Origin of the sequence: Modestobacter marinus (genome assembly GCF_011758655.1) — a bacterium.
GTDB lineage: Bacteria > Actinomycetota > Actinomycetes > Mycobacteriales > Geodermatophilaceae > Modestobacter > Modestobacter marinus.
Genome location: NZ_JAAMPA010000001.1, coordinates 3,017,185 through 3,043,111 on the forward strand (window position 1 = coordinate 3,017,185; position 25,927 = coordinate 3,043,111).

Consider the following 25,927-nt stretch of genomic DNA (forward strand, 5'->3'; position numbering starts at 1 on the left):
GCCGGTCAGGGCAGCGCGCCGACCTCCTCGAGCTCGTCGAGCACCTCGGGCAGCCCGGCGAAGGCCGCCTGGACGTCGTCCGGCGTGGCGACCTGCCAGGCGTTCGCGCGCAGGTACTCCTGCAGCGCGGCGTCGAACGCCTCGGGGCCCACCTGGGCCCGGGCATCGACCAGGGTCGTCCCGCCGACGATGTAGACGGTGTCGTAGTAGGCCGAGCTGGGCCGCCGGAACTGCTCCCAGTACTGGATCGGCTCGCCCACGCCGTGCCGGCGGGACCCGGGCAGCTCGGCCATGCTGGCCGAGCCCTCGCCGTGCACGACCATCTGCGCGAACGTCGCGAACGACTCGTCCAGCCAGGGGTGTACCCCCTGGTTGTTGCCGACCAGGCCGTAGAACCACATGTGCGCCAGCTCGTGGGTCACCAGCGCCCGGCGGAAGTCCGGGTCGACGTCGCCGAACTGGACGGCGCCGGGGAACTCGATGCCGCTGGTCTGGGCCGACAGCACCGACACCCAGAGGTCCTCGTAGGGGTGGGGGCCCAGCAGGTCGACCAGGGCCGTCATCGACGCCTCGAGCTGGGCCAGCCACTCGCCGGTGGTCGCCTCCTCCACGCCCTCGTCCAGGCCGACGTGGACCCGGACCCCGCCGATCTCGGCCGACTGGACGTCGAGCTCCCCGACCGTCACGGCGACGTCCCGGACCGAGGGGGCGGTGAACTCGTGGACCGTGGTGTCGCCGGGACCGGGGGAGGTGCCGACCGCCCGGCCGGTGCCCAGCACCTCGTACCGGGAGTCCGCGACCACCTCCAGCGAGGCCAGCTCGAAGTCCTCGCTCACCGCCATCTCGCCGGCGACGGCCACGGCGGGGTTGCGGTCCCATCCCCGCCCGCGCTCCCAGGACAGCAGGGGGAAGGCGGTGGCGAACCAGGCGGCGTCGACGTCGGTGGAGGTGCCGACCCGCTCGTTGACGTCCGGGCCGAGCTCGACGGTGAACTCGAGGTCGACGGTGATCTCGTCGCCGGGTTCCGCGCACTCGGCCAGCGGCACCTCCAGCAGCGTGCCGGCGGGCGCGCTGTCGGTCGCCCCGGCCGGCACGTCGCGGACCTCGGCCGGCTCGCCGTCGACCCGCACCTCGGACACGGTCAGCCCACTGCCCGCGCGCGCGGTGACCGGCTTGTTGGGCCAGGAGCGGAACACGAGCACACAGGTGTTGAGGTCGGGGGTGAAGACGACCCGCTCCTCGCCGGCGACCGTCTCCAGGTCCTCGGCGACGTCGAAGCGCAGGTCGACCACCGGCCGGTCCGCCCACGGCTCGGGCCAGCCCACGGCCTCGGCCGCCGTCGGCGGGGACGGCGACTCGGCGGGCTCGGCGGTGGTGCAACCGGCGAGCAGCACGGCCCCGGTGAGCGCGGCGGCCGCGGCCCGTCGACGACCCGCGCGCATCACTGCCCTCTCCAAGGTGGACGACGGGGAGTCCCGTTGCCCCTCCATCGTCCCGGTTGTGCGCAACGGGTGCCAACCCGCGGTGATCGGCGGCCGGCGTGACCTCGCGCACCGGCTCCCGGGGCGGGCGTTGCGCGTGGGACGAATGAGCCAACTGTGGACCGTGCGTGACCTTACGGATGCAGAAAGTGCGTGTAACGATCAGTTCCGTAATCACCGCACACCGTCCGCACCGCTGGTGACGGACGCTCGGAGGGGTCTCTTCTTGTCCAGACGTCACACCCGGAGCGGCCGTGGCCGCCGCTTCCTGTCCGCCCTCTCCACCCGGAGCGGCCGGCGTGCGCGGACGGGCGCGGCCGCCGCGTTCCTGTGCCTGACCGCCACGTTCGGCGCCACGAGCGTCGCGGACTCCCCGCCCGTCACGTCGCCGGTGAGCAACGTCCAGCCGCAGGCCGAGACGGCGGTCCAGCCGCAGGCCGGGACGGCGGTCCAGGTCGAGGCCACCCGGGCCGAGAAGGCCGCACGGCAGGCCGAGCGGGCCCGTCGGGGCACCCGGCAGCCGGCCCCCACGACGACGGCCCCGGCGCCCGCACCGGTCCCGGCCCCGGCTCCTTCCCCGGCACCCGCACCCGCACCGGCGCCGGCCCCTGCCCCGGTGGCTGCCCCCGCGCCGGCTCCGGTCCCGGCTCCGGCTCCGGTCGCCACCAGCCCGACGCCGTCGAAGCCCACGGCCCCGCTGACCAACCGGACGACGTCCTTCAGCGCCGCGGGCTACACCGCGGACTACCGGGTCTTCGCCGAGGGCATCGACCCGGCGAAGCCGATCGGCCTGCTCGTGTACGCCGACGGCACCGGTGAGTACGGCGTCGAGAACCCGACCCAGTCCTACGCCATCGGCGGGTCGAAGGGGCTGGCCGCGGTGGCCCGGGAGCGCAACATGGTGCTCGTGGCGCCGTTCAGCCCGAACCGCGACTGCGAGTGCTGGGAGCGCGGGGACGCCGCCGGCTACGCCTCGTACCTGGCGGCCCTGATCGCCGAGACGAAGGCCCAGTACGGCGCCGGTGAGCTGTGGTTCGCCGGCTACTCCTCGGGTGCTCAGGCCGCGACGCGCTTCGTCTTCCCGGCCCACCCGGCGCTCTGGTCCGGCGGCGGCGGCGTCATCGCCATCGGCGGCGGTGGCGCACCGGCGGGCCGGGCGAGCATCCCCGCCGACGTGAAGGGACAGGTCGCCCTGCGCTGGGACACCGGCGCCCTGGACACCGGCGCGAACGGCGGGTTCAACGCACTGTCGGGGCCCTACGGCGCGCAGGCCGGGGAGCGGTGGTACTCGGCTCAGGGCCTGGACACCCGGCTGGTCGCCCCGGCCGGGGTCGGGCACAACCGGTCCGGGCAGTTCGGCACCATCGTGGCCGGCTTCCTCGACGAGGGCTGAGCCACCGCGGGCGCCACGCCCGCACCACCACCCGCCACAGCACACGGGCCACCGCCGGAGTCGCGCTCCTGCGGTGGCCCGTGTGCCGTGTGCCGTGGTCAGCGCGTCGGGGTGACCTGACCGATCCGCATCACCCGGTCGACGAGGTCCTGGGTGAGGTCGGCCCGCAGGTCCGCCGGCACGGGCAGCCCGACGTCGGTGAACCAGTCCGGGGTCGCCTCCGGGTGCGGGCCGACGACGCCGACCGCGCCGGCTCCGTACGGGGCCACCACGGCCGCGGGCAGTCCGTTCTCGTAGGTGGCCAGCACCTCGGCCGGCCCCCGGCTGGGGTCGAGGTCGAACCAGGCGCCGTCCTGGAAGAACACCTCGCGACGGCGGCCGTCCCAGACGACCGTGGCCACCGCGTCGTCGGTGTGCGTCGGCCACGCCCCGGGGGAGGAGACGAACTGGTCGGTGTCCCCGGGCAGGAGCCCGAAGCCGGGGGTCTCCCCGGCGAGGTACCCGCCCAGGCAGAAGCCCAGGTAGCGGCCGCCACCCGCGACGTACTCCCGGATCGCCGGCGCCTGCTTGCGGACCTTGCGCCAGGCCTTCTCCAGCTCGCCGCCGCCGGGCTGGGCGTAGACGACCGCGGAGGCGAGCACCGCCGGCTCGAGGGCCAGGCGCTCCTTCGGGCCGACGAAGTGGACGTCGAGGTCCCACCGGCTCCGCGCCAGGGCACCGGCCACCGCCTCCGGGCACCCGGCGGTGGAGGCCGGGCCCCGGTAGACCAGCGCCAGCCGCCGGTCCCCGCCCCGTCCGGACGCGCGCCCGAACACGGTCAGCTGCCGGCGCCGGTGGCCGGTGCCCGGTGGGCTCCCGGTGAGCCCAGGACCTTCCGTCGCACGGCGTCGGTCGCCCGCCAGACCAGCTCCTCCAGCGGTCCGCGCAGGTGGCTGCGGTTCCAGACCATCGCGAAGGCCACCAGCACGACGACCTGCACGACCAGGTTCAGCTCGCCGCGGGGGATCGGTGCGGCGACCAGCAGGAGGTGGACGCTGTAGAGCGTCAACGTCATGCTCCCGGCGGCGGCCAGCGGGCGGAGCAGCGGCTGCAGACCCCGGCCGAGCAGCAGGCAGGCACCCAGCACGGACAGGGCCACGCCGACGGTGAAGGCGAGGTCCAGGGGGCTGCCGCTGTGCGGCGCCGTCGCCACCAGCCACCACGGGCTGTTGGTCGGCGTCGTCCCGGAGGGCCCCCAGGTCAGGGTGTCCTGGTAGAGCTCGAAGTCCATGGTCCGCAGTGCGTCCACGCGCAGCAGCTCCCCGCGGCCACCGACGGTCAGCAGCAGCATCGACAGCAGGCTGGAGGCCAGCGCGAGCGCGAGACCGATCAGCGTGATCTGGCCGACGACCCGCCGCGAGGCGAGCACGGCCCGGCCCACGGCCATGCCGGCCAGCAGGTAGGTGATCCACACGAGGGCGGGGAACACCCCCGTGAGGGTCAGCCGGAGCAGCAGCCCCACCGGGTCGGTGACCAGGTCGGTCAGCGTCGGGTTGACCTCGGCGACCGGTGTCATGCCCTCGCGCAGCCCGTAGCTGACCAGCGGCATGACGAGCGCCGCGAGGGCGGCCGCCACCACCAGGCCGCGGGTCGACAGCCGCAGGAACGGGATGGCCAGGGCGAACAGCACGCCGTAGTAGGCGAGGATCACCGCCGCGTCGTCCGTGCCGACGACGTACCCGAGCGCGAGGCCGATCGCCGCGATGATCACGGCGCGGGTGAGCAGGGACAGCGCGCCGGCCCGCCAGGCCAGGCCGCGGGGCGGACGGTGCCGGCCGGTGGAGAAGGCGATGCCGACGCCCGCGAGCAGGGCGAACAGCGCCGAGGCCTTGCCGTTGGACAGCAGCCAGGCCCACGACACGTCCCCGTCGTCGGTGGCCGCGGGGATCAGGTGGACCGACATCATGCCGATCAGGGCGACGCCGCGGGCGGCGTCGATCCCGATCAGGCGTGCCCGCGGGCGCGGGGGCGCTGGAGCAGTGCCCTCGGCCGGGGTGCCGGCGACGTCGCCGGCCGGTGCCGGGGCACAGCTGTGCGGCAGCGAGGCCACGGGAGCACCGGGCTCCGGGGGCAGCGGGGCCACGATGTTCTGGTGCTGGCTGGTCTGGGACACGGTCACCCCTCCCGGCCGTGCGACGCGGTGCTGAGCTGCCGGCTCTCGGTGGCCGGGTTGTCGACCGCCGGGGTGTCCAGTGCCGGGTCCTCCCGGACCGGCAGGGTGCTGGCCGGGGCGCGGCCGACCTTCTGGGCCGGGATGCCGCTCCACGCGGTGCCGGCGGGCAGCACCTCGCCCTTCATCACGAGGGAGAGGTCGGCGATCGTGGCGTCCTCCTCGACGGTGGAGCCGTAGAGGACCACCGACTTGTCCCCGACGCTGGCCCGGTCCCGGACGATGACGTGGTCCATCTTCATGACCCGGTCCTCGAACAGGTGGGTCTGCAGCGAGGCGTTGGTGCCGATGGAGACGTCGTCGCCCAGGGTCACGAGGTCGAACTCGGTCAGGTAGGTGGTGTCGATCAGCGTCCGCCGGCCGATCTTCGCCCCGTACAGCCGCAGCAGCGGGCCGAGCAGCGGGGTGCCGGTCAGCCAGGTCAGCAGCGCCGGGACGGCGGCCGCCTCGTAGATGCCGGTGACGAACTCGGTCCGGCGCACGAAGCCGCTCCACAGCGGCTCCACCCGCGGCCGGTACCGGCCGACGAGGACCCACTTGAGCAGTGCGACGCCCACCACGACGGCGAGGCTGGACAGCAGCGCGATCAGCGGCCCCACCAGCACGGTGACGAGCACGGTGGAGTTCGCCGCGAGCAGCGAGACCCCGTACAGCGTGCCGAACATCGCCAGCGCGAGGAGCGAGCTGGGCAGCACGATCCGCAGGAACTCGATGGCGTACCGGGCGCGCACCCGGCGGCGGCTGGGCGTGAAGGTCTCCGCCTCGGTGTACTCCTCGTACATCTCCCGGCGGGGCAGGTTGATCGGCGGGGAGCCCAGCCAGGAGCTGTCCGCCGGCACCCCGCCGGTCGGCGGCACGCTGCGCACGCCGATCAGCGAGCCGTCACCCAGGTGCGACCCGGACGGGATGAACGCGGCGTTGCCGACGAAGGCCCGGGCGCCGACCTCGGTGACCTGGAAGGCCACGTGCCCGTTGGCGTAGGTGGCGCTGCCGACGCTGGCCATGTCGGCGACGAAGCTGCCCTCGCCGAGGGTGAGCAGGTCGGGGTCGATGTTGGCGATGGTGGACACCTCGGCACCACGGCCGACCTTGGTGCCCAGGGCCCGCAGCCAGATCGAGGTGTACAGCGTGGCGTACATGCTGTTGTTGAGCATCAGGCTCATCTCGAGCAGCTTGTCACCCAGCCACTTCTCCAGGCCCAGCTTGGAGCGCAGGTGGTGCACCCCCGGCGGCGTCTCGGTGAGGGCCAGCCGGCGGCAGCCCAGGATGAGCGCGCAGGAGGCGGCCACGAACACCGGGCCCGAGAGCGCGGTGGCGAGGAGGGCGGCGCCCAGCCCGAAGGTCAGCAGCACCCACCAGACCAGCGCGACCACCGGGAGCAGCACGAAGAAGGGCAGCAGCTCCAGGAGCGCGATGCCCGCGGCGAAACCGGTCCGCAGCTGACGCGACCAGGCGGTCGGTGCCGCGGTGCAGCTGGTCATCAGCGCGAGCACCGGGTCGACCGGCTCGTCCGTGGCCTGCGCCGGCGACCCGGCCCAGGCCGCCCCGGCGGGGACGACCTGACCGGCGGGCAGCAGCGACTGCTCGCGCAGCACGCCGCCGTCCTCGACGGCCGAGCCGGCCTCCAGCAGCGACTGCGAGCCGAGGGTCGCACCCGCACCCACGGAGACGACCCCGAGGGAGAGGACGCCGTCGGCGATCCGGTGGCCGTGCAGCTGGGTGCCGTAGCCGAGGGTCGCGCCGGGGCCGACGTCCAGGAACGCCGGCAGGCTGATCTCGGAGGTGCCGATGTGGCAGTCGTCGTCGATCCGTGCCCCGGCCAGGCGCAGGTAGGTGGCCGCCCAGGGCGATCCGCTCAGGACCGTCATGGGGGAGATCACCATCAGCTTCTGGATCGTCCAGACCCGCAGGTGGGTCCAGCCCCACAGCGGGTGGTCACCGGGCTGCAGCCCACGGGACAGCAGCCGCGAGCCGACGACCGGGAGCAGCCAGCGGACGACGAGGAAGAACGCCGGCAGGGCGACGGCCAGCTGGAGGACCAGGGTGCCCGACGGCTCCCCGTCGTTCAGCGCGTAGACCACCGAGGCCGGGAGCAGGAAGAACAGCACGATGCCGAAGAAGGTGGCGAGCTGCGCCGCGCCGAAGGCGGCGACCCGGCGGCGGGAGGACTGCACGGGACGGCGCAGGTGCGGCTCGGCGGCCGCCTCGCCGGCCCGGGCGTCGTCCTCCAGGTGTGCGGCCAGCGCACGGACCGTCGGGTGCCGGTAGAGCTCGAGGATGGACAGCCCGGCGCCCAGGTCGCTGGAGCGCATCGTGGAGATGATCCGGGCGGCCAGCAGGGAGTGGCCGCCGAGCGCGTCGAAGAAGTCGGCCTCGACCGACACCGACCCACCGGGCAGACCGAAGGCCTCTTCCCAGATGCCGGCCACCCAGGCCTCGATGGGGGAGTCCGGGGGCACGTGCGCCCCGGTGTCGCGCATCAGGCGGGGGCCCTGCGGCTCCGGCAGCGCCTTCCGGTCGGCCTTGCCGCTGGGCAGCATCGGGATGGTCGCGACGACGTCGAGGAAGGCCGGGACCATGTAGGGCGGCAGCTGCTGGAGGACCAGGTCGTGCAGCTCGCTGACCAGGCCCTCGGTGTCGGCAGCCGACCGGGGGATCACGTAGCCGGCCAGCTCACCGCCGTACTCCTCCGGGAGCAGCGTGACGACCGCGGCGGTGACCCGGTCGTGCTGCAGGAGCATGCTCTCGATCTCGCCCAGGTCGACGCGGTGACCGCGGACCTTCACCTCGGCATCGGCGCGGCCGAGGTACTCCAGCTCGCCGTCGGGGAGGAAGCGCCCCAGGTCACCGGTGCGGTACAGCCGCTCGCCGGGGAAGCCGTGGGGGTCGGGGAGGAAGCGGTCGGCGGTCAGGTCGGGGCGGTTGACGTACCCGAGGGCCACCCCGGGGCCGCCGACGCAGATCTCGCCGACCTCACCGTTGCCCACCGGACGGCGTTCGTCGTCCAGCAGGGTGACCCGGTAGGTCGGCAGCGGCCGGCCGATCGTCACCGGCTTGCCCGGGTACAGCTCGGCCATCGTGCAGGTGACCGTGGCCTCCGTCGGGCCGTAGGTGTTCAGGATCCGGCGCCCCGGGCCCCACCGGTCGACGAGCTCCCGCGGGCAGGCCTCGCCGCCGACGTTCACCGTGCGGATCAGCGGGAGGGTGCGGTCGAGGGTGGCCAGCACGGTGGGGACGCAGTAGATCATCGTGATCTCCTGCTCGGCCAGGAAGTCGGCCAGCCCCGAGCCCACCCGGCGCCCGTCGGTGGGGCCGGCGACGAGGGTCGCGCCCACGGCCCAGGTCGGCCAGATCTCCTCGATGGAGAAGTCGAAGGCGATCGTCATGCCCTGGTACACCCGGTCGGTCGGCTCGACGCCGTACAGGGTCGGGACGATGCCGATGAAGTTGCAGATGCTCGACTGGGCGATCTCGACGCCCTTGGGCCGGCCGCTGGAGCCGGAGGTGTAGATGATGTAGGCGACCGGGTCGCCGCCGGTCTCCAGGTCCGGGCGCCAGCTCGGGGCGGCCGCGAGGTCGCCGCCCAGCTCGTCCAGGAACAGGGCCGGGCAGGGGAGGCCGCTGCAGGTCGCGGCGAACGAGGTGGTCGTGACCACCAGCGCGAGGTCGGAGTCCTCGGCCTGGTACTGCACGCGGTCGGCCGGCGCCGCGGGGTCGATCGGGACGAAGGTCGCCTCCGTCTTCGTCACCGCGAGCAGGGCGACGTAGGTGTTGACCGAGCGGTCCAGCATGATGCCGACCCGGACGCCGGACCTGATGCCGAGCCCGAGCAGGTGGTTGGCCAGCCGGTTGGCCCGCTGGTCCAGGTCGGCGTAGCTGAGTCGCTCGCCGTCGCACTCCAGCGCGGTCGCGGAGGGCCGCTCGTCGCAGGTCCGCTCGAAGAACTGGGACAGCCGGGTCGTGTCGTGGCGTGGTCGGGAGGGGGCTCCGGCGACGTTGTCGGAGAAGGAGACCCGTCGGGTCGCGTGGTCGACCGCCGGCTCTCTGGGGGTGGTGAAGCCGGGGATGAAGTCCCGGCTGTCGCTCTCCGTCGCCATCGACTCGCTCTCATGTTGACAATGGGGAATTGTGTCCGACGCTAGGGAGTAATACGCGGCCATGCCAGGTGATCTCGGTGAACGGCCAGAAAATCCGCAGACTGTGACTTCTCGTAATTGCTCGATTCCGGACAGTTGAACGTTCTGCAAACACAGACGGCTTGGAAATCCGCACTGTCACCAGTCGCCTCCGCACAGTTCACCCGCCGGTCTCGGAACGGATCCGTCCGTTCGATGCCGAGGGCCCGGACCGCGGCGGCCGGTGGGGTGCGCCGGTCCGACCACGGAGTGAGGGGAGGTGTCGCGGTGCTGGACCGTCTGCGTCGGGAACGCGGTCCGCTGGTCGCCGTGGCCGGCCCCGCCGAGGTGCTCGACGGCGTCGACGACCGCGTGCTCGGTGTCGCGGAACGGGCGCGCAGCGACTCCCTGCAGGACCCGGCCGACCGGGCCGCCTACGTCGCCGCGCACCTGCTCGTCCGCCGGTGCGCCGCCGCCCTCACCGGACGCCCCGTGACCGACCTGGCGGTGCACCAGTGGTGCGCCGACTGCGGGACCGCGGGGCACGGGCGCCCCTCGATCGCCGGCCTCCCCGGCGTCCACGTCAGCTGGGCGCACGGTCGTGGGGTCGTCGTCGCGGCGGCAGCCTGGCACCCGGTCGGGGTGGACGTCGAGACGCTGCCGCCGGCCGGGTCCGGTGCCGGCCGGTTCCCCGGCCTCGCCCTGGCCGAGCAGCGGCAGCTGCGGGCGGCGCCGGACCCGGCCCTGCTCGCCCTCCGCCACTGGGTCCGCAAGGAGTGTCTGGTGAAGGCCGGGTTGGCGACCCTGGCCAGGGTGGACCGGGTCGACCTGTCCCGGGTGGTCGAGCGTCAGGACCCGTCCGGGCGGGCGGTGGCCCGGTACCGCGGCCTGCACCTGGTCGACTGGCGCGACCCGGCGCGGCGGGCGCTGGTGGCCGTCGCGGGCAGGGGGGCGCCGACGGTCCGTCCACCCGCCGACCTGCCCGCATTGCGCCCGATGTCCGCGGCCCGACACTGAGTGAGCCAGCGCACATTCATCGAGCCATTCCGCTCACTGTTCGTCATCGGGTGCTGACGCAATTGCGCGCCTGCTCCGCGTGTTCGCTGAATGGTCCACAATTGGCTGCAGTGGACCCGGCAGCGGATCATGCTCGCCGACAGGGAAGCGAGTCCGCCGGCCGTACGGCCAGGCGACGCTCCCGACCGGCCGGGAGCCCGCGTCCGCCCCGACAGCCCGGTCATCGATCCAGAGGAGTGTGTGTGCGCAGGCGAATCGCGTTGCTCGTCGTCCTGATCACCGGGGCGATGCCCGCGGGGATCGCGATGGCCGAGCAGCCGGTCGCGCTCGAGGCACCGGTCACGGACCGGGCCGGCGTGCTCGGCGCGGACGCCGACGAGGTCGAGGACGCCGTGGCCGAGCTCCGCGCGGAGACCGGCATCGCGCTGTCCGCGGTCCTCGTGCCCTCCTTCGACGGCGAGACCGACGACGCCGACTGGGCCGAGCTGACCGCGATGGAGTCCGGGCTCGGCGCCGAGGAGGTGCTGCTGGCCGTCGCGACCGACGAGGCCGCGTACGAGTGGTGGATCGGGGACGAGTCGACCCTGCAGCCCGACGCCGTCCGGGCCCTGGCCGACGAGCAGGTCGAGCCCGCCGTCGTCGACGGGGACTGGTCCGGCGCGGTGGTGGCGATGGCCGACGGGCTGCAGTCCACCGACGTCGTCGACCCGGCCATGCCGTCGTGGTCGGCGGCGCGGACGGCGGTGGTGGTGCTCGTCCTGGGCGGTGTGCTGACCGCCCTCTACCTCGTGACCCGCCGCAGCCCCCCGGCCCACCGGGCCGGAGCGCGATCGAGCTGAACCCGGCCGAGCCGAGCCCCGCCGGGGCTCAGCTCACGTAGCGGCGTGCGGTGGAACTCCGCTGGGCGTTCTCCAGCGCGGCGAACCGGGCCTCCGCGTGCGGGGGCAGCACCCGCCGTTCCCGCACCACCCACGGCAGCCCACGGGCCGCGGCGAGCAGCCCCCGGGCGGTGACCCGGTCGCGCGGGACGGTGCGTAGCAGGTGCACGGTGCGGCGCAGCGCCGGCCGGAACGGGCGGCGCAGCCACGTCGTCCACAGGGTGTTGCGGATGCCGTCCTGCCGCCGCTTGTGCGGATCGCGGGCGGTGCTCGCCTGGTGGTGGATCGCGATCGTGGACAGGTAGCAGAGCTCCCAGCCGGCCGCGGCCAGGTCCCCGGCCATCAGCTCCTCCTCCCCGCCCAGCCACAGGCGCTCGGAGAAGCCACCGACCTCGGTGAACGCCTCCCGGCGGAGCACGCTCGCCCCGGCCAGGAAGCTGCCCAGCGCCGGCCCGGGGAGCCAGTCGGCGCCGACCACGGGGGAGTCGCGCAGCTCGGCGACGATCGGGTCCTCGACCCCGCCGGGCTCGACCAGGATCCGGGCGGTCACGACCGCCAGCCGCGGATGGGCGTCCAGCGCGTCGGCCGCGGTGCGCAGCGAGCCCGGGTCCCACCAGGTGTCGTCGTCGCAGAAGGCGACGTAGGGCGTGTCCAGTCGGGCCACGCCGAGGTTGCGGCCGACCGCGCCCAGGTTCTCCGGGCTGGCGATCAGCTCGACCCAGGGGTGCTGGGTGCGCACGGCGTCGGCGGTGCCGTCGGTCGAGCCGTTGTCCACGACCACGACGTGCGGCTGCTCGGGCAGCTCCCGCAGCCGGGACAGCGCCAGCAGCAGCTCGTCCCGGCGGTCGTGGGTGATGACGACGACGGCGACGCGGAGGTCGGGGCCACCGGCCCCGGTGGTGGGTGCGCCGGTCACGCCGCCAGCTCCCGGACCCCGGCCATCACGTGCTCCGGCAGCACCCGCCGGCTGCGCAGGGCGGCGGGGACCCGGGGGAGCGCCCCGGCGAGCCCCCGCCAGCCCGGGCGGCCGGCACGCACGACCCGGACCAGCTGCCCGGCGACGTCGCGCAGCGGGTAGCGCATGAGCGCGGTCAGCACCCGGCTGCGCCAGATGCCGGCCTGCCGGGCGGTGCTGGGTTCGCGGTGCGGTGAGGGGTGGTGGTGCACGGTGACCTCGTCGACGTAGGCCAGCCCCCAGCCGGCCGCCGCGAGGTCCAGGGCCAGCCGCTCCTCCTCGCCGGGGAAGCGCACCACCGGGTCGAACCCGCCGACGGCGGTGAACGCCTCCGTCCGCACCAGCGCGGCGCAGGCGACGAAGCCGAGCAGCGAGGGGCCGGGGAGGTCGGGCTCGGTGCCCAGCGGACTGCCGGCCATCTCGGTGCAGACCGGGTCGAGCTCCTCGGCGGCGCCGACCAGGATCCGGGCCGCCAGCAGCCCCAGCCGCGGGTGCGCGCGCATGATCTCCACCCCGCGCGCCAGGTCGCCCGGTGCCCACCAGGAGTCGTCGTCGGTGAAGGCCACGAACGGCGTCCCGGCGCGCGCGACGCCGAGGGTGCGGGCGACGGCGCCGGCGTTGCGGTCCAGCGGGACGACGGTGACCTCGGGGTGCGCGGCCCGGACGGCGGCCACCGTGTCGTCGGTGGAGGCGTTGTCGACCAGCACCACCGGGGCCTCGTGGCGGGGCAGGCTGGCCAGCAGGTCGTCGCGGCGGTTGCGGCTGGCCACCACGCAGGTCACCGCCGAGGTCCCGGGGCTGAGATCGGTGTGCACCGGGTGATCGTGCCCGACGGCCCGAGGCGTCAACCCAGGAGCTCCGTCACCGCCGAGCGGTCCAGGGCAGCCGGGTCGGCGAACAGTGCGGCGGCCGGCCCGGTGCCGGCGACGGCGTCGGCGGCCAGCACCACGGCGGCCGCCGTCCAGGTGGTGCGCTCGACCGGCCAGCGGGCGTCGTCGGCGTAGACCAGGCCGGTCCAGTAGGAGCCGTCCTCGGCCCGCAGGTGCTGCATGGCGGCCAGCTGCTCCGTCGCGTCGTCCGGCCGGCCGGCGGCGGCGAGCGCCAGCGCGAGCTCGCAGGTCTCCGCGCCGGTCACCCACGGCCGGTCGGCGACGCACCGCACCCCCAGGCCCGGGACGACGAAGGTGTCCCAGCCGGCGGACAGCTGCTCCTCGGCCGCCGCGCCGGTGAGCGCCCCGGCCAGCACCGGGTAGTACCAGTCCATCGAGTACCGCGACCGGTCGGCGAACGCACCGGGCCGGGTGCGCAGTGCCCGGCCGAGCCCGGTGGCGGCCAGCTCCCAGTCCGGGACGGCGGCACCGACGAGGTCGGCCAGGGCGATGCCCGTGCGGAGCGCCTGGAACAGGCTGGCGTTCCCGGTCAGCAGGGCCGTGTCGTCCGGCGTCCCGTCCGGTCGCAGCGCCCAGCTGATCGCCCCGGTGGCCAGCTGCATCCTCGTCACCAGGTCCAGGGCCCGGCGCACCGTGGGCCACAGCCGGTCGACCATCCCGGCGTCCCCGGTGCACAGCCAGGAGTGCCACACGCCCACGGCGAGGTAGCCCGCGTGGTTGCTCTCCACCGCCGGGGAGACGACGGCGCCGTCCCGGTACTCGGCGGCCCAGGAGCCGTCGGCGCGCTGCTGCCCGGCCAGCCAGTCGTAGGCGGCCAGGGCCCGGCCGTGCTCCCCGCCGACGTCGAGCGCCATCGCCGCCTCGACGGAGTCCCAGGCGTCCAGCTGCCCGCCGCGGGACCACGGCAGGGCGCCGTCGGCGGACTGCTCGGCGGCGATCGCCGCCACCGTCCGGCGCAGCTGGTCCCCGGTGAGCACGCCGGGGACCTCGGGCAGCGGCGGTGGGCGCTCAGGCACTCGCCAGTGCCCCGCCGGCGACGGCCTCTGCCGCGCCCGGCGCGGTGGTCGCCGGCTTGTCGGCGTAGAGCACGAGGCTCTTGCCCAGCAGCGGGTCCAGCAGCCGTTCGGCGGTCCGGGTCAGCCAGGGTCGGCGCACCAGGTCCCAGACCAGCAGCCGGTGGTAGGCGCGGACGAGCGCGGTGTCCCGCTCGACGCCGACCGCGCACTTGAGCCACCAGTAGGGGGCGTGCAGGGCATGGGCGTGGTGGGTGTCGGTCGGCCGCAGCCCGGCGCCGGCGAGCCGTTCCCACAGCTGGTCGCCCCGGTAGATGCGGATGTGCCCGCCCTCGTTGGCGTGGTAGCTGTCCGACAGCGCCCAGCAGATCCGCTCGGGGCCGTACCGGGGCACGCTCACCGCCACCCGGCCACCGGGCTTGAGCACCCGGGCGATCTCGGCCAGGGCCGTGCGGTCGTCGACGATGTGCTCGAGCACCTCGGAGGCGATCACCCGGTCGACGCTCGCGTCGGGGACCGGCAGGCAGCGGAGGTCACCGCGGGCCACCCCGGCCGACGCGCCCGCCGGGGCCTCGCCGGCGGCGGCGATCGCCCCCAGCCACTCGGCGGTGGTGGCCACCTCCTGCTGCCCCCAGTCGACCGCGAGCACCGTCGCCCCACGCCGGTAGGCCTCGAAGGCGTGCCGGCCCTCACCGCAGCCCAGGTCCAGCACCCGCATCCCCGGCCGGACGTCGAGCAGGTCGTAGTCGACGGTCAGCACGGCCGGCCTCCCGGGGTGGTCTCGGCCGACCGGCGGTCGAGCACCTCGCCGTACCACTCGGCGGTGCGCTCGGCGGTGCGCCGCCAGGTGTAGGACGCCAGCACCCGGGCCCGCCCCGCGCGGCCCAGCTGGTCGCGCAGCGACGGGTGGTCCAGCACCAGCCGCAACGCCTCGGCCAGGCGGTCGACGTCGCCCGCCGGCACCTGCACCCCCGCGTGCGACCCGACGACCTCCGGCAGCGCGCCCGCGTCGGTCGTGACCAGCGGCGTGCCGCAGGCCATCGCCTCGACCGCGGGGAGGGAGAACCCCTCGTACAGCGACGGGATGGCGACCACGGTGGCGGTCTGCAGCAGCCGGACCAGCTCCTCGGTCGGGATCGACCCGGTGAAGTGCACCGCGTCGGTCAGGCACAGCCGGTCCAGCGCGGCGGCCGCGGGCCCGCCGGGCCGGGCCGTGCCGACCACGGTGAGCCGCACGTCCTGCTCGGTGCGCAGCTTGGCCAGTGCCTCCAGCAGGTGGACCAGGCCCTTGAGCGGGACGTCGGCGCTCGTCGTCACCACGATCCGGGCGGCCTCCCGCAGAGCGGGCTCGGCCGGCGGCCGGAACACGGCCGGGTCGATGCCGACCGGGATGACCTCGACATCGGCGGCCGGGACGCCCATGTGCCGGGTGATGTCCCGGCGGGAGCTCTCCGAGACGGTGGTGAGGCCGTCCAGCCGCTGGGCCACCCGGCCCTGCATGGTGGTGAAGCCGTACCAGCGGTGCAGCGTCAGCCGCCGGCGCAGGCCGGGCGCCGCGGCCAGGTCCAGGTCGCGGTCGATGGCGACCGGGTGGTGCACCGTGGCCACGGTCGGCAGCCCGCGGCGACGCAGCTGCAGCAACCCGTAGCCCAGCGACTGGTTGTCGTGCACCAGGTCGAAGTCCGCGGTGCGCCGGCCCAGGAGCCGGGCGGCGCGCAGGCTGAAGGTCAGCGGCTCGGGGAAGCCCGCGGTGCACATGGCCAGCCACTCGGCCACGTCGATCGGGCTCCGGAACTCACTGGGCCGGGGCGTCCGGAACGGGTCGGGTTCGCGGTAGAGGTCCAGGCTGGGCACCCGGGTGAGCGGCACGCCGTCGGTCAGCTCCGGGTAGGGCTGGCCGCTGAGCACCTCGACCCGGTGCCCGAGCTCGCGCAGCTCCCGGGACAGTGCCCGGACGTAGACGCCCTGCCCGCCGCTGTGCGGCTTGCTGCGGTAGGACAGCAGTGCGACCCGCAACGACCGTCCCATGACCGGACTGTAACCAGGGCGCTCCGGTTGGCCGGTGCCCGGACCGGCCTGGCAGGGTGCGGTCATGCTGCGCCACGTCGTGCTGTTCACCTGGACCGAGGGCACCTCCCCGCAGACCCGTGCGGCCACGGTCGCCGCGCTCGCCCGGTTGCCCGAGGAGGTCGGCGGGATGACCTCCTTCGCGGTCGGCCCGGACGCCGGGCTGGTGGACGGGAACGCGCACACCGCGCTGGTGGCCGACTTCCCCGATGTCGAGGCGTTCCGCGCCTACGCCGCCGACCCCCGGCACCTGGCGGTGATCGCGGAGCACGTGAAGCCGCACCTGGCGAGCCGGTCGGCGGTCCAGTACGAGGTCTGAGGCCCGCGGCCCGGGCGCCGTGCCCGGGCCGGCACCCGGGCGGCGCCCGTCCTGCCGGCCGCCGTCCACATCCGGCGGCAGCGTCCACAACCTCGCTCGGGCTGGCCCGGAGCGGCACCGGCCGCGCCAGGGTCGGCGGCATGGCCGATCCGCAGGGACCCCCGCCCGTCCGCCTCTCCGAGCCGGGGGAGCTGGTCGCGGCGCTGCCGTACCTGCTCGGCTTCCCGCCGCACGAGTCGCTGGTGCTCGTCGGCCTGCGTGGGTCGGCGGGCCGGGGTGTCGGGCTCACCGCCCGGGTCGACCTGCCGGCGCCCGCACACCGTGGCCCCGTCGTCGCCGGACTGGTGCGCGCACTGCTCACCGACGGGGCGACGGCCGCCGTCCTGGTGGTCGTCTCCGAGGCCGACGACGAGCTCGCACCAGCCGTCATCCGGCACCGGGGCCCCACGCCGGACGGCAGCCGGGACCTCGCCCACCGCGACCTGGTCCACGACGTCGTCCTGGCGCTGCACGCCGTCGACGTGCGCGTCGGTCAGGCCCTGCTGGTGCGCCGGGGGCGCTGGTGGTCCTACGACTGCGCCGAGCCGTGCTGCGCGCCCGAGGCGGGCACCCCCCTGCCCACCGGCACCAGCGAACTGGCCGCCGCGAGCGTGGTGGCCGGGCAGGTGGTGGAGGCCGAGCGTGCCGCGCTGGCCCGGCGGATCGCACCCGTCGGCTCCCCGGCGGCGGAGGCGATGGCCCGGGCCTGCGACGAGGTGGGGGACGCGCTGGCGCGCCGGACGGCCGAGCTGGGCTGGGACGTCCTCGTGGAGGAGGGCTGGACGGCCCTGCTGGCGGTCGTCCGGGCCACCGGCCCCGGCGAGGGAGGTGGCGGCGGGCGGCTGTCGGACCACGAGGTGGCCCGGCTGGCCTGGGGTCTGCGCGACCACGACCTGCGGGACCGGGCGCTCACCCTCGCGCTGGGGGGCTCCGCGGCCGCCGCCGAGGGGCTGTGGACCGAGCTGACCCGTCGGTCGCCGGCGCCGCTGGACGCGGCGCCGGCGACCCTGCTGGCGGTCAGTGCCTGGGTGCGCGGCGACGGGGCGCTGGCCAACGTCGCGCTGGACCGGGCCCTGCGCAGCGAGCCCAGCTACACCTTCGCCGGCCTGCTGCGTTCGGCACTGGACGCCTGCCTCCCCCCGGAGGAGATGCGCCGGCTCATCCGGCAGGCCAGCGGGCCGCTGGACGCCCGGTGGTGAGCCGGTGACCGCCCCGTGGCCCTCAGAGCAGCTCGGGGCGCCGCCACTCCTCGCCGAGCACGTGCTCGGCCAGGAACGCCAGCACGGTCTCGTACCAGACCGCCGCGTTCCCCGGCGTGAGCACCCAGTGGTTCTCGTCGGGGAAGTAGAGGAACTTCGACGGGATCCCGCGCTTCTGCAGGTCGTACCAGAGCCGCAGGCCCTCACCGATCGGCACGCGGTAGTCCTTGTCGCCGTGGATGACCAGCATCGGCGTCCGGATCGCGTCGGCGTAGCGGTGCGGGGAGTTCTGCTCGTACCGCTTCGGCTCGGTGAGCGGGTCGCCGAACTCCTTCTCCCAGTAGTACGCGGCGTCGGTCGCGCCGATGAACCCGTCGAGGTGCCACAGGCTGGCGTGGGTGACGATCGCCCGGAAGCGGTCGGTCTGTGTGGCGATCCAGTTGGCCATGTACCCGCCGAAGGAGCCGCCCATGGCCGCCGTCCGGGTCTGGTCGATCTCCGGGAGCGCCTCCGCGGCGTCCACCGCGGCCATCAGGTCGGTGTAGGGCGTGTCGCCCCACTCGCCCCAGCCGCGACGGACGAAGTCCTGTCCGAACCCCTGGGACAGCGCGGGGTTGGGCAGCAGCACGGCGTACCCGCGGGCGGCGAGCACCCACGGGACCCAGCGCCAGGACCAGGAGTTCCAGCTCATCAGCGGGCCGCCGTGCACCCACAGCACCAGCGGCGCCGGGTTCGCCGCGTCGGCGCCCTCGGGGAGCACCAGCCACGACTGGACCCGGGTGCCGTCGGCCGCGGTGGCGTCCAGCTCGCGCAGGGTCCCGGGGAGGTGGCTGATCGTGCCGGGGTTCGGCAGCGCGGCCGGGTCCTGCCCGGGAGCGTGCGGGTCGAGCCGGACCGGCACCGGTGGGGTGTCGTACCCGGAGCGCAGGGCGTACAGCGCGCTGCCGTCCCGGGCGACCTGCAGGTCGCTGTAGGCGCCCTGGTCGGTCAACCGCACCGGGGCCCCGCCGTCCTGGGTGGTGCCGTCCAGTGCGACCCGGAAGACCGCGTGCCGGCCGTCGTCGTCGGCCAGGAAGTAGACGGCCGTGCCGTCGGCGGAGAACTGCGGTGCGCTGGGCCAGCGGTCGAACCCGGGGGTCAGCTCACGGGTCTCGGCGGTGGCGACGTCGACCAGCAGCAGCGTGTGGTCCGGCGGCTCCGCGTAGGTGGTGGCCGACTCGCGGGTGCAGACCACCCGCCCGGAGTCGGGGGAGAACCGGGCGCTGGAGACGTCGGCCTGCGGGTCGTCGACGAGGACCCGGGTCTCCCCGGTCGCCACCTCGACGAGCAGGAGCCGGGACCGCCGTCCGGCCGGGCCGTCGGGCACGTCCTCGCTGCGGGCCACCCACCGCCCGTCGGGCGAGACCGCCACGTCGCTGCCCGAGCCCAGCGGCGGGCCCGCGTCCGGGGTGAGGTCCCGCCACTGCGGGGTGGACGACGACGTGCCCGGGCCGGCCTCCGCGGGCAGCTGGCCGATCCAGTACACGTGCGGCACCGCCGGGCCCAGGTCGTGATCCCAGTAGCGCACCGGGTAGCTCTCGTGCAGCAGAGCGCTGACGCCGGCGTCCTTGCGCCGGGTCCGGAGCTCCTCGTCGGCCTCGGCGTCCGGGGCCCCGGGCATCGTGCTGGCGACGACGACCACGTCCCCGGAGTCGGCGGCGACCGCGACCCCGGCCACGCCGGCGCTCCGCTGCACCACCAGCCGGGCCTCACCGCCGTCGGCCGGCAGCGCCCACAGGGCCGGCTTCGGGTCGCCGCCGTCCTTGGCCGCGCCCGGGTCGGGGCGGGTCGAGGTGAACAGCAGGTCGCCGCCGGGGGTGAACACCGGCGCGGACTCACCGCTCGCGCCCCGGGTCAGCCGCCGGGCGTCCCGCTGCCCGGCCGGGTCGACCTCCCAGAGCGCGGACTGCCACTTCTTGCCCTCGGCGTCCAGCGTGGCCACCGAGGTGACCAGCCGGCTGCCGTCGGGGGAGAGGGCCAGGCCGCCGAGGCGGGGGAGGGCGATGAAGTCCGCGATCCGGTGGAACGGGCTGGGCGGGGTGTCGTCGCTCTGCTCGACGGAGGCTTCGCTCTGCTCGACGAGAGCTTCGGTGTCGCTCACCGGGGCCTTCTCTCTGCGCGTCCGGACAGGTCGCACCGGAGCCTAGTGAGCCCGTTCACCGGAGGTCGTGAGCACGGCGAACGACTCGGCCCGAGCTCGGGAGCCGGCCGCGACCTGGTCCGCGGCCCGGCTGGTGTGTCCCGCCGCGAGCGTGCGCGGTGGCAGCAGCCGGGCCCGCCGTCAGCGGACGCCGGCGGTCGCCTCGGCGGCCTCGACCGGGGACAGCTCCTCGTCGACCGCGCTCACGAAGACGTGCTGGGCCACCCCGGGCTGCAGGGCGACGCCGTCGACCAGCACGGCGCCGTCGCTCAGCGTGGCGGTCACCGTCGAGCCCGGCCGCACGCCCCGGTCGGCCAGCGAGCGCAGCAGCGGCGCATCCTCCTGCAGCTGCTCGCTGATCCGCCGGACGACGACCTGCCGGCCCTCCGGGGTTGCGGTCGCCGACAGCAGGGTCAGCGCGTCGAGCACCGCCGACGTGTCGCCGCCCAGGGCGTCCAGGCCGGGGATCGGGTTGCCGAACGGGGAGACGGTGGGGTTGCCGAGCAGGCTGAGCAGCTTGCGCTCCACCGCCTCGCTCATCACGTGCTCCCAGCGGCAGGCCTCTTCGTGCACGTCGGCGTAGTCCAGCCCGATGACGTCCACCAGCAGGCACTCGGCCAGCCGGTGCTTGCGCATCACGGCGGTGGCGAGCTCGCGGCCCTCGTCGGACAGCTGCAGGTGCCGGTCGCCCTGCACCGAGAGCAGGCCGTCCCGCTCCATCCGGGCCACCGTCTGGCTCACGGTCGGGCCGCTCTGGTGCAGGCGCTCGGCGATCCGGGCGCGCAGCGGGACGATCCCCTCTTCCTCGAGCTCGAAGATGGTCCGGAGGTACATCTCCGTGGTGTCGATGAGGTCGTTCACGTCCACTCCTCCGTCAGGTTCGACCGATCTTACGAGGCCGGGGCCACTCCACGGGTGGACTCCACGCGGACGGGTACGGCGGCGCGCTGCCCGCGCGGCAGCGGTAGCGTCGGGCCGGTGATGGAGCTCGCCCGCTCGACGAGGAGCACCGCAGCGCAGCGCCCCGGCCCGACCCGGCGGGGGGCACGCCGATGAGCGACGCCGTGACCGTGGTCTGGGACGACGCCCTGCTGGGCTACACCATGGGCGGTGACCACCCCATGCACCCGGTCCGGCTGGACCTGACCATGCGGCTGGCCGAGTCCCTCGGCGTCCTGGAGCCCGCGCGGATCCAGGTGGTGCAGCCCGAGCCGGCCGGCCCGGACCTGCTCACGCTGGTCCACGACCCGGCCTACCTGGAGGCCGTCCGGCGCGCCCCGGACGACCCGTACGGCGCCGGCCACGGCCTGGGCACCCCGGACAACCCGGTGTTCCCGGGCATGTACGAGGCGGCGGCGCTGATCACCGGGGGCAGCGTGCTCGCCGCCGAGCAGGTGTCCAGCGGTCGCGCCCAGCACGCGGTCAACATCGCCGGGGGGCTCCACCACGCGATGCGGGACCAGGCCTCGGGCTTCTGCGTCTTCAACGACGCCGCGGTGGCCATCGCCTGGCTGCTGGGCCAGGGCTGGGAGCGCATCGCCTACGTCGACCTGGACGTGCACCACGGCGACGGCGTCCAGGCCGCCTTCTACGACGACCCCCGAGTGCTCACCGTCAGCATCCACCAGACCCCGCTCACGATCTTCCCCGGTACCGGCTTCCCCGAGGAGACCGGCGACCCGGAGAAGGCGCTGGGCAGTGCGGTGAACCTGGCGCTGCCCAACGGCACCGACGACTCCGGCTGGCTGCGGGCGTTCACCGCCGTGGTGCCCAGCGTGATCCGGGCGTTCCAGCCGCAGATCCTCATCACCCAGTGCGGCTGCGACGCCCACCACGAGGACCCGCTGGCCGACCTCGGGCTCACCGTCGACGGGCAGCGGGCCTCCTACCGCGCCGTGCACGACCTGGCGCACGAGGTGTGCGAGGGCCGGTGGATCGCCCTGGGCGGCGGGGGCTACGGCCTGGTCCGCTGCGTGCCCCGGGCCTGGACCCACCTGCTCGCCGAGGCCGGCGGTGACCGCGTCGCCCCGGACACCGAGATCCCGCAGAGCTGGCAGGACGACGTCCGGCGGCGGGGCCTGCGCACGCCGCCGCCGGGCTCCATGACCGAGGGCGGGTACGTCGGCTTCCACCGCTGGGACCCCTTCACCGAGAACCGGGTCGACCGCGCCGTCCTGCGCACCCGCACCGCCTCCTTCCCCCTGTTCGGACTCGACCCGGACGACCCCCGTGATTGAGGACCATCCAGCCCCCCGCCACTCGCGAGCTCGCGGCGGGCCCCTGCTGGATGGCCGGGAGAGCTTGTGACCCAGAACGAGGAACCGACTGCGCCCGTGCCGCCGCCGCACTGGGAGGCCGACGTGGTGGCCGCCGACGGCGGCACCGTGCACCTGCGCCCGATCACCCCCGAGGACGCCGACGGGATCGTCGGGCTGATGGACCGGAGCTCCGACCAGACCCGCTACTACCGGTTCTTCGGGCCGATGCGGCGGCTGTCGGACAAGGACCTGCACCGCTTCACCCACGTCGACCACGACGCCCGGGTGGCGTTCGTGGTGCTGCTGGGCGACCGGCTGATCGGCGTCGGCCGGTACGACCGCTACCCGGGCACCGACGACGCCGAGGTCGCCTTCCTGATCGAGGACGCCCACCAGCGGCGGGGGCTGGGGTCGGTGCTGCTGGAGCACCTGGCCGCCGCCGCCCGGGAGCGGGGCATCAGCCGGTTCGTCGCCGAGGTGCTCAGCCAGAACAGCGCGATGGTGCGGGTCTTCCTCGACGCCGGGTACTCGGCCAAGCGGTCCTACGAGGACGGCGTGGTGCACCTGACCTTCCCGATCGCGCCCACCGAGCAGTCCCTCGCGGTGGCGCACGAGCGGGAGCAGCGCAGCGAGTCCCGCTCCATCGGCCGGCTGCTCAACCCCGGCTCGGTGGCCGTCGTGGGCGCCAGCAACGACCCGGCCAAGGTCGGTCACGCGGTGCTGCACAACCTGCTCGAGTACGGGTTCGCCGGGCCGATCTACCCGGTGAACCCGGCGGTGCGGCACGTCCGCGGGGTGCCGGCGCACGCCTCCATCGAGGCCATCCCCGACGACGTCGACCTCGCCGTCCTGGCCGTGCCCGCCGACGAGGTGGCCGCGGTGGTCGAGGCCTGCCGGCGCAAGAACGTGCGCGGGCTGGTCGTCATCTCCGGCGGGTTCGGGGAAACCGGGCCGGAGGGCCGGGCCGCCGAACGCGCGCTGGTCGCTTCCGCCCGCGCCTCGGGGATGCGGGTGGTCGGCCCCAACTGCCTGGGCATCGTGAACACCGACCCGGACGTGCGGCTGAACGCCAGCCTGGCCCCCGACGTGCCCGGCCGGGGCCGGGTGGGCTTCTTCGCCCAGTCCGGCGCGCTGGGCGTCGCGCTGCTGGAGCGCGCCCGGGCCCGGGGGATCGGGCTGTCCAGCTTCGTCTCCGCGGGCAACCGGGCCGACGTCAGCGGCAACGACATGCTCCAGTACTGGGCCAGCGACCCCGGCACCGAGGTCGTGCTGCTGCACCTGGAGAGCTTTGGCAACCCCCGCAAGTTCGCCCGGCTGGCGCGCGGGGTCGGCCGCACCAAGCCGGTGGTGGCGGTGAAGAGCGGCCGGCACGTGGGCATGACCGCCGGGCTGGCCGGCACCAGCGTCGCCGTCCCCGAGCAGTCGGTGGCCGCGCTGTTCGCCTCGGCCGGCGTCATCCGGGTCGAGACGCTCGCCCAGCTCTTCGACGTCGGCACCCTGCTGGCGCACCAGCCGCTGCCGGCCGGCGACCGGGTGGCGATCGTCGGCAACTCCACCGCCATGGGGGTGCTCGTCGCCGACGCCGTCCTGGAGCAGGGGCTGGAACTGGCCCACGAGCGGCCCGTCGACATCGGCACCCAGGCCGCGCCGGAGGACTTCCGGGCCGCGCTGCAGACCGCGCTGGACGACGACGGCGTCGACTCGGTGGTCGCGGTCTTCCTGCCGCCGCTGCTGCAGGGCGAGCAGCCCTTCGGCCGGGTGCTCCGGGAGGTCTCCCGCACCGCGGAGAAGCCGCTGGTGGCGAACTTCCTGTCCACCGAGGGGATCCCCGCCGAACTGGTCGTCCGGGACGAGCACGGCATGCCGGGCCGCGGTTCGGTGCCGTCGTTCTCCACCCCCGAGCGCGCTGTCATGGCACTGGCGAAGATCAGCGAGTACGCGCGCTGGCGCCGGCGGCCCCTCGGCGTCGTCCCCGAGCTCGACGGCATCGACGAGCCCGCCGCCCGGGCCGTGGTCGAGGCCGCACTCCGTGCCGCACCGGAGGGCCGGGCCCTCTCCGACGAGGAGACGATGGCGCTGCTGGACGCCTACGGCGTGCCGATGCTGGGCACCCGCCGGGTCGAGGACGCCGAGGCCGCCGTCGCCGCGGCCGAGGAGATCGGCTACCCGGTGGTGCTGAAGTCGACGGCGCCGTGGCTGCGGGACCGCCGGGACCTCGGTGGCATGCGGTTCGACCTGGCCGACGCCGAGGACGTGCGCAGCGCGTTCGCCGCCATCCCGGCCGGTGACCCGGTCATCGTGCAGGAGCAGGCCGCCCCGGGGGTGGCCACCGTGGTCGACATCGTCGACGACCCGTCCTTCGGTGCGCTGGTGAGCTTCGGCGTGGGTGGGGTGGCCACCGACCTGCTCGGCGACCGGGCCTACCGGACCCTGCCGCTGACCGACCTGGACGCCGCCGAGCTGGTCCGCGAGCCCCGGGCCTGGCCGCTGCTGAACGGCTACCGGGGGAGCGCCCCGGTCGACACCGCCGCGCTGGAGGAGCTGCTGTTGCGGGTCGCCCGGCTCGGCGACGACCTGCCCGAGGTCCTCTCGCTGACCCTCGAGCCGGTGATCGTCGGCCCCGCGGACGCCTGGCACGGTGGCCGGTCGCTCGTCGTCGCCGGCGCCACCGTCCGGATCGGCCAGCCGGCGGCCCGGGTGGACTCCGGACCCCGCCGGATGTTCCGCCCCGCCACCCCCTGACCGTCCGGGCGATGCGAACCGTCGGGTGACGCAGGAGCCACCCGACCGCCGAGATGCGAAGAGCCGGGCCACCGTGAGGTGACCCGGCTCTTCGCGGCGTCCACACGTCGTGCGGACGGTGCGCTGCTCAGCCCAGGTAGTCCCGGAGGGCGTCGGCGCGCTGCGGGGCACGCAGCTTGGTCATCGTCTCGCGCTCGATCTGGCGCACCCGCTCACGGGAGAGCCCGAACCGCTTGCCGATCTGCTCGAGGGTCCGCGGCTGCTCGCCGTCCAGGCCGAACCGCATGATGACGACGTCCCGCTCGCGGTCCTCCAGGGTCTTCAGGACGTTGCGCACGTCGCCCTTCATCATCTGGAACGCGACGGCGTCCTCGGCGACCGCGGCGTCGGCGTCCTCGATGAAGTCACCCAGCCGGGACTCCTCGTCGGCACCGACGGTCTGGTCGAGGGAGACCAGGTCGCGGGAGTACTCCAGCAGCTCGGTGATCCGCTCGGGCGTCAGGTCAAGCTCGAGACCGAGCTCCTCGGCGGTGGGCTCCCGCTCCAGCTCCTGGTGGATCCGGCGGCGGGTGCGGACCACCTTGTTGACCTGCTCGGCCAGGTGGACGGGCAGCCGGATCGTCCGGCCCGAGTCGGCCATGGCGCGGGTGATGGCCTGGCGGATCCACCACGTCGCGTAGGTGGAGAACTTGAAGCCCTTGGTGTAGTCGAACTTCTCGACCGCCCGGATGAGGCCGACGTTGCCCTCCTGGATCAGGTCCAGGAACGTCATGCCGTGGCCGGTGTAGCGCTTGGCCACCGAGACGACCAGGCGCAGGTTGGCCTCCAGCAGGTGGGCCTTGGCCGCCTTGCCGTCCGCGGCGAGCAGCTTGTAGTCGCGCTTGACGGCGGGGGTCAGCTGCCGCTCGCCCAGCAGGCGCTCGGCGTACAGACCGGCCTCGATCCGCTTGGCCAGCTCGACCTCCTGCTCGGCGGTCAGCAGCGCGGTCTTGCCGATGGTGTTGAGGTAGACGCGCACCAGGTCCGTCGACACCAGGCCGCTGGTGTCCGGGGCACGGCGCGGGGAGCGCACCTCGAGGGTGTCGGTGGGGGAGGACTGCAGCACGGTCACGATGAGTCTTCGTCCTTGCTTCGGGGTCCGGATGCACCGCGTCGTCGTCGTGCGGTGCACCC

19 protein-coding genes are annotated in these 25,927 nt (G+C 74.8%); 7 read left to right on the forward strand and 12 right to left on the reverse strand.

All coding sequences use genetic code 11. The features are described from left to right. Nucleotides 1–5: 5 nt before the first annotated feature. Complete coding sequence (locus tag FB380_RS14210) at nt 6–1,442, reverse strand: M1 family metallopeptidase (protein WP_166755603.1); 1,437 nt, start codon at nt 1,440–1,442, stop codon at nt 6–8. Nucleotides 1,443–1,872: 430 nt separating this feature from the next. Between FB380_RS14210 and FB380_RS14215 the strand changes: the two genes are divergently transcribed. Further along, nucleotides 1,873–2,874, forward strand: a complete 1,002-nt coding sequence (locus FB380_RS14215) for a hypothetical protein (protein WP_166753295.1) — start codon at nt 1,873–1,875, stop codon at nt 2,872–2,874. Between the two features lie 98 nt (nt 2,875–2,972). On the opposite strand, the gene FB380_RS14220 is transcribed toward FB380_RS14215, so the two are convergent. Genes FB380_RS14220 through FB380_RS14230 form a run of 3 tightly spaced genes read right to left on the reverse strand, consistent with a single transcriptional unit; the run spans nt 2,973 to nt 9,180 of the window. Then, nucleotides 2,973–3,689, reverse strand: coding sequence for a BPL-N domain-containing protein (locus FB380_RS14220; RefSeq protein WP_208382855.1), 717 nt, complete (start codon nt 3,687–3,689; stop codon nt 2,973–2,975). A gap of 2 nt (nt 3,690–3,691) precedes the next feature. Further along, nucleotides 3,692–5,026, reverse strand: a complete 1,335-nt coding sequence (locus FB380_RS14225; RefSeq protein ID WP_166755604.1) for a heparan-alpha-glucosaminide N-acetyltransferase domain-containing protein — start codon at nt 5,024–5,026, stop codon at nt 3,692–3,694. 2 nt (nt 5,027–5,028) lie between these two features. Next, complete coding sequence (locus FB380_RS14230; RefSeq protein ID WP_208382856.1) at nt 5,029–9,180, reverse strand: Pls/PosA family non-ribosomal peptide synthetase; 4,152 nt, start codon at nt 9,178–9,180, stop codon at nt 5,029–5,031. A 306-nt stretch (nt 9,181–9,486) separates the two neighbouring features. Between FB380_RS14230 and FB380_RS14235 the strand changes: the two genes are divergently transcribed. Beyond that, nucleotides 9,487–10,215, forward strand: coding sequence for a 4'-phosphopantetheinyl transferase family protein (locus tag FB380_RS14235; protein ID WP_166755605.1), 729 nt, complete (start codon nt 9,487–9,489; stop codon nt 10,213–10,215). Nucleotides 10,216–10,457: 242 nt separating this feature from the next. Next, on the forward strand, nt 10,458–11,054 hold the full coding sequence (locus FB380_RS14240) for a TPM domain-containing protein (protein ID WP_166755606.1): 597 nt from the start codon (nt 10,458–10,460) through the stop codon (nt 11,052–11,054). Between the two features lie 28 nt (nt 11,055–11,082). On the opposite strand, the gene FB380_RS14245 is transcribed toward FB380_RS14240, so the two are convergent. The 5 genes from FB380_RS14245 to FB380_RS14265 are packed head-to-tail and all read right to left on the reverse strand — an operon-like array spanning nt 11,083 to nt 15,979. Further along, on the reverse strand, nt 11,083–12,009 hold the full coding sequence (locus FB380_RS14245; protein WP_166755607.1) for a glycosyltransferase family 2 protein: 927 nt from the start codon (nt 12,007–12,009) through the stop codon (nt 11,083–11,085). Further along, nucleotides 12,006–12,863, reverse strand: a complete 858-nt coding sequence (locus FB380_RS25515; RefSeq protein ID WP_268237710.1) for a glycosyltransferase family 2 protein — start codon at nt 12,861–12,863, stop codon at nt 12,006–12,008. The genes FB380_RS14245 and FB380_RS25515 overlap by 4 nt, the downstream gene beginning before the upstream one ends. A 29-nt stretch (nt 12,864–12,892) precedes the next feature. Continuing rightward, a complete protein-coding gene (locus FB380_RS14255) occupies nt 12,893–13,954 on the reverse strand; it encodes a prenyltransferase/squalene oxidase repeat-containing protein (protein ID WP_166755608.1) in 1,062 nt (353 codons plus the stop codon). Then, entirely contained in the window at nt 13,947–14,711 is a 765-nt protein-coding gene (locus FB380_RS14260) for a class I SAM-dependent methyltransferase (RefSeq protein WP_166755609.1), read from the reverse strand. Before FB380_RS14260 ends, FB380_RS14255 begins: the two co-directional genes overlap by 8 nt. Then, a complete protein-coding gene (locus FB380_RS14265; protein ID WP_208382858.1) occupies nt 14,705–15,979 on the reverse strand; it encodes a glycosyltransferase family 4 protein in 1,275 nt (424 codons plus the stop codon). Before FB380_RS14265 ends, FB380_RS14260 begins: the two co-directional genes overlap by 7 nt. Nucleotides 15,980–16,043: 64 nt before the next feature. Between FB380_RS14265 and FB380_RS14270 the strand changes: the two genes are divergently transcribed. Together FB380_RS14270 and FB380_RS14275 are read left to right on the forward strand one after the other, a co-directional pair. Next, nucleotides 16,044–16,337 carry a Dabb family protein gene (locus FB380_RS14270; RefSeq protein WP_166755610.1) on the forward strand — a complete coding sequence of 98 codons (294 nt, stop codon included), beginning with the start codon at nt 16,044–16,046 and terminating at the stop codon, nt 16,335–16,337. Nucleotides 16,338–16,477: 140 nt separating this feature from the next. Then, nucleotides 16,478–17,575, forward strand: a complete 1,098-nt coding sequence (locus FB380_RS14275; RefSeq protein ID WP_166755611.1) for a DUF4192 domain-containing protein — start codon at nt 16,478–16,480, stop codon at nt 17,573–17,575. 22 nt (nt 17,576–17,597) lie between these two features. Here the strand turns inward: FB380_RS14275 and FB380_RS26010 are convergent, their stop codons facing one another. After that, nucleotides 17,598–19,715, reverse strand: coding sequence for a S9 family peptidase (locus tag FB380_RS26010; protein ID WP_166755612.1), 2,118 nt, complete (start codon nt 19,713–19,715; stop codon nt 17,598–17,600). Nucleotides 19,716–19,895: 180 nt separating this feature from the next. After that, nucleotides 19,896–20,615: an iron-dependent transcriptional repressor DtxR gene (locus FB380_RS14285; protein ID WP_166755613.1), complete on the reverse strand. Its 720-nt coding sequence runs from the start codon at nt 20,613–20,615 to the stop codon at nt 19,896–19,898. Nucleotides 20,616–20,806: 191 nt separating this feature from the next. Between FB380_RS14285 and FB380_RS14290 the strand changes: the two genes are divergently transcribed. Then, complete coding sequence (locus FB380_RS14290; RefSeq protein WP_166755614.1) at nt 20,807–21,991, forward strand: acetoin utilization protein AcuC; 1,185 nt, start codon at nt 20,807–20,809, stop codon at nt 21,989–21,991. 66 nt (nt 21,992–22,057) lie between these two features. Continuing rightward, nucleotides 22,058–24,754: a bifunctional acetate--CoA ligase family protein/GNAT family N-acetyltransferase gene (locus FB380_RS14295; protein WP_166755615.1), complete on the forward strand. Its 2,697-nt coding sequence runs from the start codon at nt 22,058–22,060 to the stop codon at nt 24,752–24,754. A 127-nt stretch (nt 24,755–24,881) separates the two neighbouring features. Here the strand turns inward: FB380_RS14295 and sigB are convergent, their stop codons facing one another. Beyond that, a complete protein-coding gene (gene sigB, locus FB380_RS14300) occupies nt 24,882–25,865 on the reverse strand; it encodes an RNA polymerase sigma factor SigB (protein WP_166755616.1) in 984 nt (327 codons plus the stop codon). Nucleotides 25,866–25,927 lie beyond the last annotated feature (62 nt).

Excerpts from the sequence above, each read along its gene's own strand:
- FB380_RS14210 (WP_166755603.1), bottom strand. The coding sequence starts at position 1,442 with ATGCGCGCGGGTCGTCGACGGGCCGCGGCCGCCGCGCTCACCGGGGCC.
- FB380_RS14230 (WP_208382856.1), bottom strand. The coding sequence starts at position 9,180 with ATGGCGACGGAGAGCGACAGCCGGGACTTCATCCCCGGCTTCACCACC.
- FB380_RS14265 (WP_208382858.1), bottom strand. The coding sequence starts at position 15,979 with ATGGGACGGTCGTTGCGGGTCGCACTGCTGTCCTACCGCAGCAAGCCG.
- FB380_RS14270 (WP_166755610.1), top strand. The coding sequence starts at position 16,044 with ATGCTGCGCCACGTCGTGCTGTTCACCTGGACCGAGGGCACCTCCCCG.
- FB380_RS14275 (WP_166755611.1), top strand. The coding sequence starts at position 16,478 with ATGGCCGATCCGCAGGGACCCCCGCCCGTCCGCCTCTCCGAGCCGGGG.
- FB380_RS14290 (WP_166755614.1), top strand. The coding sequence starts at position 20,807 with ATGAGCGACGCCGTGACCGTGGTCTGGGACGACGCCCTGCTGGGCTAC.